Consider the following 8,675-nt stretch of genomic DNA (forward strand, 5'->3'; position numbering starts at 1 on the left):
TCCAGTCGGAGCACGTGCCGAACCTGTTCCGGCATCGCCTGCAGCCCGCGGATCATCTCCGCCGCCTGGTACGGCGCCAGGTGCCGGCGCCGGCCCATGTACACCGCCATCATCACGAGCACGACCAACTGGCTCGTGAACGCCTTGGTCGACGCGACGCCGATCTCCGGCCCCGCGTGCAGATATACGCCCGCGTCGGTCTCGCGCGCGATCGTCGAGCCGACCACGTTCACGATCCCCAGCGCCAGCGCCCCCTTCAACTTCGCCTCGCGCACCGCCGCCACCGTGTCGGCCGTCTCCCCGCTCTGGCTGATCGCAATCACCGCCGTCCCGTCGTCGATGATGGGGTTGCGGTACCGGAACTCGCTCGCGTAGTCCACCTCCGTCGGAATCCGCACGAGGTCCTCAAAGAGGTACTCCCCCACGAGGCCCGCGTGCCACGCTGTCCCGCACGCCGCCAGAATCACCCGCCGCGCGTGCGTCAACTGCCTCGACACGTCCCGGATCCCCCCCAGGTGCACCTCGCCTGCCTCCGCCTCCAGACGCCCGCGCATCGTGTCCGCCAGGCTCTCCGGCTGCTCCATGATCTCCTTCAGCATGAAGTGCGGGTAACCCTTTTTCCCGATCTGCTCCAGCGTCCACTCGATGCGGCAGATTTCCTTGTGGGTCGGCACGGCATCCACCGTCGAGGTCGTCATCCCCTCCGGACGGATAGTCGCCATTTCATTGTCTTCTAGATAGATTACGCGCGTCGTGTGCTCGATGATCGCCGAGGCGTCGCTCGCCACCACGTACTCCCCATCGCCGACGCCCACGATCAGCGGCGACCCTTTCCGCGCGGCCACCAGGACGTCCGGCTCGTCGGCGTGGATCACCGCGATGCCGTACGCCCCCCGAACCTCCGCCAGGCCCGCCTGCACCGCCTTCTCCAGGTCCCCTTCGTAACACCGCGCAAAAAGGTGCGCCAGCACCTCCGTGTCCGTCTCGCTCCTGAACTCGACCCCCTCCGCCTCCAACGCCTGCCTGAGCGCCGACCAATTCTCGATGATCCCGTTATGCACCACCGCCAACTTCCCCGACGCGTCCGTGTGCGGATGCGCGTTGACGTCGTTCGGCGCCCCGTGCGTCGCCCACCGCGTGTGCGAAATCCCCAGACGCCCGCGCGTGTCCTTCCCCTCCATCAGCGCCTCCAGCGCGCTGATCCGACCCTTCGTCTTCACCACCAGCAGGCGCCCGTCGTCGCCCTGCTGAAGCGCGATGCCCGCCGAGTCGTAGCCCCGGTACTCCAGCCGCTTCAGGCCCGCAATCAGAATCGGGTACGCCTGCTTCTGGCCGAGGTATCCGACGATTCCGCACATGCACGGCCTCCTCTCAAAATCCTAACGGGGGCGCCACCGCCCGGCGCGCACCCCGCCTTCTATCGGCAGTCCGCCAGCGCCCTCTTCAGCGGTCGTACCCCCGACTCGCCGGAACCAACGCCTCCCGGCTCCCTTATAAGCCTACCCGCTTCCCCCGCCCGACACAAGCGCCCCCCGTGTGCCGTTCAAAGCCCGCAGATGAGTCCCAGCCTCACCGGGACGAATTTCGCCCGCCGTGGCGGGCTGCGGGATGCCGTTCATTCCGCGTTCCGAATTCTCCCTGTTCCTTCGAAGGAGCCCTTCGGGCCGCATTCCGCATTGGCATTCCCCCGCCTCCTCGTTTATACTTGATCCTTGCCGAACCCAGAAAAACACGTGGAGGACGCTCCATGAAACGCCCGTTCGTCGCCCCGGCCCTCCTGGCCCTGGCCCTCGCCTTCGCCGCCCCAGGCTGCGGCCCTTCCGCCCGCATCTCCAGCGCCGCCGGCGGAAAGGACCAGTCCGTCTCCTACGCGTCCGCCACCTTCCAACTCGCACGCGGACACCTCGTCCAGATCATCCTCTTTCGCCGGACCCCCGCTCCCTTCGGCGACGCCGACCCCGACTTCGAGTACGTCTTCTTCCAGGTCCCCGAACGCAACCGCTTCGGCTGGGTCCGCGAGGACAACCTCCCCGTTTACCGTTGGGTCCGCGAAAACGGAAAGGACCAACTCTGGCAGGGAACCGCCGGCGAAGGACACATCCGCTTCGGCGTCCTCTCCGACAAAGGTCACATCCACTTCGACTTCCACGTCACCATGTCTCCCATCCACGAGACCCCCGGCAGCGTGTACGTCTTCAGCGGCGACGTAAAATGCACCGAGGACCTCCCACGCACCCAGGGACTCTTGAACCGTTACGGCGAATGGCTCTCCCGCATCCTCGCCACAAAGCCCGCGGATGAACCTCCGCCCCTAAAGCCCGCGGATGAGTCCCGACGAAGTCGGGACGAATCCGCGGGACCTCAACCCCCGCGAAACCCAATGCCATGAACCGCCAAATCCTCATCTCCGAGCAGGCCTTCCTCGCCGTCATCTTCGCCGCCGCCGAGGTCTATCGCCGCGAATCCTACGGACTCCTCTTCGGATACGCCCTCCCCGGCAAAATCGTCGTCGAAGGCGCACTCCCCTACCAGACCGCCGAACGACGCTTCTCCGAGGTCTCCCTTTTCGAGCGGCAGAACAAGGTCATCCAGTCCCTCATCGCCCGATTCCCCAAACACGAGTACCTCGGCGAGTTCCATTCCCACGCCGACTACCGCGGTCGCGAGGCCCAGGCCGCTCTCACTCCCGAAGACCTCGACAGCATGGCCCCGGGGGAGATCGCACTCGTCGTCGCCGTCAACCCGCGCCTCCGAAAACGCCCCTGGTCCATCAATGCCGACGGCTCCCTCTCCGGAACGCTCGGGGCCTGGCGCTTCACCCTCGCCGCCTTCACCCTCGCCCCCGCGTCGGAGCGCAGCGCAGATCCGCCGTGGCGGACCGCCGTCACGCTTAGCCGCGAGCCGAAGGCGAGCGCGCGCCGTTCACCCAAGACGCCCACGCCGCGCCGCTCGCCCCTCAGCCGTTCATTCCGCGTTCCGCGTTCCGAGTTCCGCGTTGCATCTCGCCCCCGCCTCCTCCGCGCCCGCATCTCCTGCCCCTACGCCACCACCCTCCTCCGCAACGCCTGACCGCCCTCTTGTCTGTCATCCCGAGTCCCGGCGCGCCGGGATCGAGGCTTGCCCGCCCGTGGCGGGGATCTCGCCGTGCTTCCGTTGCCTTTGTTGTTTTCCACTCTGCATCCTGCATTCTACGTTCTGCGTTGCCTCTAGGATTTTCGGGGGACGCAATACGGTTTTTTGCTTGACCGGTCGGGTGGCGGGAGGGTAGGCTACCGGCATGGCACGGCTCGCACGGGTGGTGGTTCCGGGATATCCGCATCACATCACGCAGCGCGGCAACCGGCGGCTGCCGACCTTCTTCTCCGACGCCGACTACGAGGCGTACCTCGCCTTCCTGGCCGAGCAGTGCGACGCGTGCGGCGTTCGCATCTGGGCCTGGTGCCTCATGCCGAACCACGTGCATCTCGTCGCGGTGCCGAAGACGGCCGAGGCCCTCGCGCGCGCCCTCGGCGAAGCGCATCGGCGGTACACGCATCGCATCAACTCCCGCAAAGGTTGGCGCGGGTACCTCTGGCAAGGCCGGTTCGGCTCCTTCGTCATGGAACGGGCGCATGTCCTGGCGGTGGTGCAATACGTCGAGCGGAATCCGGTGCGGGCGGGGCTCGTCAAGCGCGCCTGGCAATGGCCGTGGTCTAGCGCGGCCGGACACGTCGGCGGCCGGCCCGATGCGCTCGTGCACTCCAACCCGCTGGTGGAGGATGTGTCGGACTGGCGGCGGTTTTTGATGCAAGCCGAGGACGAGGCGGCGTTGGATGCGATCCGCCGGCACGGGCGGACGGGGCGACCGTGGGGGGCCTCGTGGTTCCTGGGGCGTCTGGAGAAGCGCCTCGGGCGGCGCGTCCGCCCCGGCCAACCCGGCCGACCGCGCAAGGCCAAAGGAAAATAGTATTATGTCCCCAGATTACAGATTATCGCAATTTACGGCGCTTTGGGGTCGTGCGGCACCGTTCTGTTTGGCCGACGCAGAGGGCGGCGCGAAAGAATTTGTCTGACTTGCTCAAATGGCACAAATGCCGACCAAGATTTTGTACTGGCGACAGCAGGTGCTACGTCCCACCGAGGAGTTTCGCCAATCTGAACCGCTTTGCCCGGAACCTCAATCGCGTTCTGGTTCTCTTTCATGCCTTTTGACCTCCAACTTTAAGGACCGCAATACGGCGCTCCAACAACAGGTTTGCGCCAGACATCAACTGTAAGCGGAATTCACCTGGTCCAGGCATTACAACGTTGGCCGCGGCAAAGTCGATTTCCGCCACAATCCCAGGATCATCAAACTGTACCTCGCCTTTCAATTCAAACACCGGATTCCGTTCTTCGTCTACGTCTACCCGTGGTGAAAAAAGCCGGCCTGCCCTCATCCTTTTTGAGCCCCGGCGGGGCGACTGATCCCGGCGCACCGGGACTCAGGGCGGCGCCTTAGGCTCGCGGCTCGAATCCCGGCGCGCCGGGACGGTTACGCCCTTTTTTCGAGGCGGAACTTCAGGTCGGAGATGAAGGGGGCCTTGACGCGGGCCTGGAGGCCTTCGAGAAGTTCCTGCCGGCGGAAGTTGTTCAGTTCCGACAGGAGCGTGCTCGAATCGACGACGAAGGTGGCGGTGCCTTTACGGATCCCGTCGAGGCAGGTGTGAACGGCCTCGGGACCGAGGATTTCTTCCCAGGCGCGCGTGATCCTTTCGCGGTCGCCGGCGTGGGCGAGGCCGGACCGTTTGATCCACCGGGCGAGGATGGAGCCGAGGGTCTCGGCCTCCGCCTTCGCCCTGCGGGCTTCCGCCGTCGCCCGATGGGCTATGGCGGACAAGTCGGGCGGTCGGCTGGCGCTCGGTTGGATGTCGTGGGTCATGGGATAAACACCTCGCAGGACAACGGCGCCGGTCGCTATCGGTCGCGGCTCGGACAGGCGCGCGAAAGCGGCGCTCACACGACGCTGATGGGCATGACGACGTAGGTGAAGGAACGTCCTTCGGTCATCACGCCGGGCTTCGCGGGCCCTTTGAAGGCGAAGACGAATTCCTCGGAGTCCATGGCCTTGAGGGCGTCAACGAGGAAGTTGGGGTCGAAGGCCATTTCGAGGGTTTCGCCGCCGTAGGCGGCGGGGAGGTGTATCTCGGCCTCGCCCATCTCGGGGGCCTTGCTCGTCAGGACGACCTCGTCGCCGGCGAACTTCAGGTGGATGCCGCGGGATTCCTCGTTCGTCAGGAGCGCGGCCTTGCGGACGCCGCCGAGGAAGGCGGCGGTGGCGAGGGTGACCTTCTTGTCGCACTCTTTCGGGATGACGTCGTCGTACTTGGGGAAGTGGCCTTCGACGAGGCGGGAGTAGACGACCCAGGTTCCGCCGTCGGCGGAAGGCGACGTGACGAGAATGTCCTTTTCGCTGAGCGCGACGCGGACGTCGGTTTTTTTGTCGGAGACGTCGGCGAGGCACCTCTCGATGAGTTGCATGGCCTTGGAGGGGACGATGGCCTGGACGGTTTTCTTCGGCCCGTCCTTGCATTTGCCTCGGGCGAGGGCGAGGCGCCGGCCGTCGGTCGCGACGAGCGAGAGGTTCGCGTCTTCGACTTCCCAGAGGACGCCGTTGAGGGCGTAGCGGGTGTTTTCGCGCGCGGTGGCGAAGATGACGCGATGGATCATCGCGAGGAGGTCGTCGGGTTTGACGGTGAAGGCTCCGGAGTCGGGGAACTCGGGGATGTTGGGGAAGTCGGCCGGGTTGTCGCCGAGCATTTTGAATCGTGAACCGGGGGCGGTGATTTCGGCGGCCTGGTCGGCGCCGGCGAGGGTGATGGTTTCGGCTTCGAGTTCCCTGAGGATCGCCCCGAGGCGTTCGGCGGGCAGAAGGACATCGCCCGGTTCCTGAACTTCCATTTTGGCGAGGCCGAAGCGGATGCCGACCTCCAGGTCGGTGGCGAGAAGGGTGATTCCGTCCTTTCGGGCCTCGATTTTGACGCAGGCGAGGGCCGGTTTCGGACTGCGGTGCGGAACGACGCCCGAGGCAACTTGGATTCCGTGAGTCAATGCGGCCCGGTCGCAAACGGTTTTCATGGGAAGAGTCTCCTTGTTTCTATTCTGAGGTCCGATCCGCAGGGGCAGTCTGTTCTGTTATAGGATAGATTGTAAAGAATTATCCTTCATCTTATAGCCGGTGAAAAGTCCTTTTTTCTTTTCGGGTCCACGGTAAAGCCGCTTTGTAAAATGGCTTACGGCGGCCCGGCCTGGACTCCGATTGTGGATAGAATGTGAAATAGCGTGTGGCGCGCGGACGGCCGATCGGTGGCGCATCGGCCCGGTTGGCCGAGCGGTGCGAAATGCGTCCCAGTGCGCCACGGATGCGCCACGGGTTATCCCCCAGATTACGACCGCAAAATATCGCGTTCGATGGCCTCGACGAGTCCGCGGAAAGCAGGGTCGTGTTCGATCATGCGTCGGATCTTTCGCTCGGCGTGGAGGACGGTGGTGTGGTCGCGTCCGCCGAAGAAGACGCCGATTTCTTCGAGGCTCCGGTTCGACAGGCGGCGCGCGAGGAACATGCAGATCTGGCGCGGGACGGCGACGGATTGGGCCCTCTCGCGGCCCTGGAGATCGCTGAGGCGGGCACTATAGCGCCGGATGACGGCATCCGCGACTTCCTGGATGGTGATGGCGCGGGTGGGGGCGGCGATGAGGTCGCGGAGGGCTTCCTTGGCGAGGGCGAGGTCGATCGGGCGGTTGCAAAGGGAGGCATAGCCGAGGACGCGGACGACGGCGCCTTCGAGTTCGCGGTTGTTGGTGTCGACGACGCTGGCGATGTACTGGACGACGTCCTCCGGGAGGTCGCGTTCGCGGAGGCGTGCTTTCTTTTGGACGATGGCGACTCGCGTCTCGAAACTGGGGCGATCGACGCGGACGACGAGGCCCCACTTGAAGCGAGAGACGAGCCTCTCCTCGAGGCTCGGGATTTCGTGGGGCGGCGAATCGCTCGAGAGGACGACCTGCTTCTGGGCCTGGTAGAGGGTGTTGAAGGTGTGGAAGAATTCTTCCTGGGTCCGGTCCTTGTCGGCGAGGAAGTGGATGTCGTCGATGACGAGGACGCCGAGGTGGCGGAACCGTTGGCGGAACTGTTCCGTCTGGCCGTGCCCGATGGCGGTGATGAAGCGGTTGACGAAATCCTCGCAGGAGATGTAGGCCAGTCCCGATGCATCGGGATCGGGCTGGTCGGCGAGGATGCGGTGGCAAATGGCCTGGAGGAGGTGGCTCTTGCCAAGGCCGGCGCTCGCGTGGACGAACAGGGGGTTGTAGGCGCGGCCGGGGAGGTCGGCGACGGCGAGGGAGGCCGCGTGCGCGAGGCGGTTGCAGGGGCCCGTGACGAAGTTCTCGAAGGTGTACAGGGGGTTCAGGGCGGGGGTGTCGCGCAAGGGCGCGGGCGGCGCCTCCAGGGTCGCCTTCGGGGGTTTGGCGCACGCCTCGCGGCGACGCGGGTCGGCCGGGGCGGGTTCGGCGGGCTCGGCATCCGTGTGGGGCGCCGCGGCGGAGGCGGGGTGGCGAAACTCCAGATGGATGCGGTGTCCGATGGTGGCCTCGAGGGCGCGCTGGAGGGCGCGTTTGAGGACGGCGGCGACTTTCTGGTCGCTGGCGGACTCGGGCAGGCGGACCTCGACGCGCGAGCCGGCCACGGAGCCGAGCCGCGCATCGGCGAGCCAGGCCGGGACCGTCACGCTGCGGGTCCGGTCGCGCAGGCGAGCGAGGGCTTCCTGCCAGAGCGCCGGGTCGACGGGCTGGCCGGAAGATCCGCTAGCGGAGGAAGCCATGTCTGTCGCCTTCTTGCTGCGCCTGTCCACGCGAAAGATGCGGCGGTCCGCCCCGCCACAGGCGGGTAAACTTCGTCCCGGCGCGCCGGGAGAGGCGGCCGACGCAACACTTCATTCCTACCACAAAGCGGGTGAGGCGTCAAATGAAAGTCGCCGCGGTCGGCGGGAGGCGAGGAAGAGCCGGACGGGGGGAGAAAGAGTCACGGCTGCGCGGGCGGATGGCCGAAATAGTTGCGGACAGTCCCGCGCCGGAGGAAAGTGCGCATGGGTCCCGTTAGGCGGGCGTTTACGCTGGTCGAAATTCTGATCGTCGTCATTATCCTCGGGATTTTGGCGGGCGTCGTGGTCGTGAACTTCGCCGACATCCCCGCCACGGCAAAGCAAACCAACCTCAAAGAGAATCTCTCGAAAATCCGGGCCCACATCCAGGTGTACCGCAACCAGCACGCCGACCTCCCGGACGGGGACCGGTTCGCCGACCAGTTGACCAAGCCGACGAACTTCGCGGGGGACGTGGCCGACGTGCGAGGCGGAGAGTACATCTACGGGCCGTACATCGAGCAGATGCCGGCGAACCCGATGACGGGCCTGGGGACGATCCGGACGACGGACGACCGCTCGGCCCTGTTCCCGCCGGGCGACCAGAACGCGGGCTGGTGGTACAACAGCGCGAGCGGCCGGTTCTACGCCGACCTTGCGGACGGCGTGACGGACCGGGACGGCCAGCCGTACAACCGCTACTAGGCCGCGCGGGGTCGGGCGCGGGTCCATTCCTGGCCGAACCTTACCGTCACCTTCGCGTGGTGGCCCCGCCGGGGCGGGGCCGCCGCGCAAACG

9 protein-coding genes are annotated in these 8,675 nt (G+C 66.0%); 4 read left to right on the plus strand and 5 right to left on the minus strand.

Annotation, left to right across the window (positions count from 1 at the left end; genetic code table 11):
- Positions 1–1,358, minus strand: a 1,358-nt coding sequence (gene glmS, locus NTX40_05770; protein MCX5648591.1) for a glutamine--fructose-6-phosphate transaminase (isomerizing), incomplete at its 3' end; no start/stop codon positions are given.
- A 389-nt stretch (positions 1,359–1,747) separates the two neighbouring features.
- Between glmS and NTX40_05775 the strand changes: the two genes are divergently transcribed.
- The 3 genes from NTX40_05775 to NTX40_05785 all read left to right on the plus strand — a co-directional run bounded on the left by NTX40_05775 (position 1,748) and on the right by NTX40_05785 (position 3,946).
- Positions 1,748–2,389 (plus strand): hypothetical protein, encoded by a 642-nt coding sequence (locus NTX40_05775; GenBank protein ID MCX5648592.1) that lies wholly within the window; start codon positions 1,748–1,750, stop codon positions 2,387–2,389.
- On the plus strand, positions 2,386–3,069 hold the full coding sequence (locus tag NTX40_05780) for a hypothetical protein (GenBank protein MCX5648593.1): 684 nt from the start codon (positions 2,386–2,388) through the stop codon (positions 3,067–3,069). Before NTX40_05775 ends, NTX40_05780 begins: the two co-directional genes overlap by 4 nt.
- 208 nt (positions 3,070–3,277) lie before the next feature.
- Entirely contained in the window at positions 3,278–3,946 is a 669-nt protein-coding gene (locus NTX40_05785; GenBank protein ID MCX5648594.1) for a transposase, read from the plus strand.
- Positions 3,947–4,178: 232 nt separating this feature from the next.
- On the opposite strand, the gene NTX40_05790 is transcribed toward NTX40_05785, so the two are convergent.
- From NTX40_05790 to dnaA, 4 genes are all read right to left on the minus strand, one after another.
- A complete protein-coding gene (locus NTX40_05790) occupies positions 4,179–4,361 on the minus strand; it encodes a hypothetical protein (protein ID MCX5648595.1) in 183 nt (60 codons plus the stop codon).
- Between the two features lie 152 nt (positions 4,362–4,513).
- A complete protein-coding gene (locus NTX40_05795) occupies positions 4,514–4,900 on the minus strand; it encodes a DUF721 domain-containing protein (GenBank protein ID MCX5648596.1) in 387 nt (128 codons plus the stop codon).
- A gap of 74 nt (positions 4,901–4,974) precedes the next feature.
- The gene (gene dnaN / locus NTX40_05800) at positions 4,975–6,096 is read right to left on the minus strand and encodes a DNA polymerase III subunit beta (protein MCX5648597.1); all 1,122 of its coding nucleotides are present in this window, start codon (positions 6,094–6,096) and stop codon (positions 4,975–4,977) included.
- A 308-nt stretch (positions 6,097–6,404) separates the two neighbouring features.
- Positions 6,405–7,838, minus strand: a complete 1,434-nt coding sequence (gene dnaA / locus NTX40_05805) for a chromosomal replication initiator protein DnaA (GenBank protein MCX5648598.1) — start codon at positions 7,836–7,838, stop codon at positions 6,405–6,407.
- 264 nt (positions 7,839–8,102) lie between these two features.
- On the opposite strand from dnaA, the gene NTX40_05810 reads away from it, so the two are divergent.
- Positions 8,103–8,582, plus strand: a complete 480-nt coding sequence (locus tag NTX40_05810; protein ID MCX5648599.1) for a prepilin-type N-terminal cleavage/methylation domain-containing protein — start codon at positions 8,103–8,105, stop codon at positions 8,580–8,582.
- Positions 8,583–8,675 lie beyond the last annotated feature (93 nt).

The organism is Planctomycetota bacterium (assembly GCA_026387035.1).
Classification (GTDB): Bacteria; Planctomycetota; Phycisphaerae; order FEN-1346; family FEN-1346; genus JAPLMM01.

Excerpts from the sequence above, each read along its gene's own strand:
- dnaN (MCX5648597.1), bottom strand. The coding sequence starts at position 6,096 with ATGAAAACCGTTTGCGACCGGGCCGCATTGACTCACGGAATCCAAGTT.
- NTX40_05780 (MCX5648593.1), top strand. The coding sequence starts at position 2,386 with ATGAACCGCCAAATCCTCATCTCCGAGCAGGCCTTCCTCGCCGTCATC.
- NTX40_05775 (MCX5648592.1), top strand. The coding sequence starts at position 1,748 with ATGAAACGCCCGTTCGTCGCCCCGGCCCTCCTGGCCCTGGCCCTCGCC.
- NTX40_05785 (MCX5648594.1), top strand. The coding sequence starts at position 3,278 with ATGGCACGGCTCGCACGGGTGGTGGTTCCGGGATATCCGCATCACATC.
- NTX40_05810 (MCX5648599.1), top strand. The coding sequence starts at position 8,103 with ATGGGTCCCGTTAGGCGGGCGTTTACGCTGGTCGAAATTCTGATCGTC.
- dnaA (MCX5648598.1), bottom strand. The coding sequence starts at position 7,838 with ATGGCTTCCTCCGCTAGCGGATCTTCCGGCCAGCCCGTCGACCCGGCG.
- NTX40_05795 (MCX5648596.1), bottom strand. The coding sequence starts at position 4,900 with ATGACCCACGACATCCAACCGAGCGCCAGCCGACCGCCCGACTTGTCC.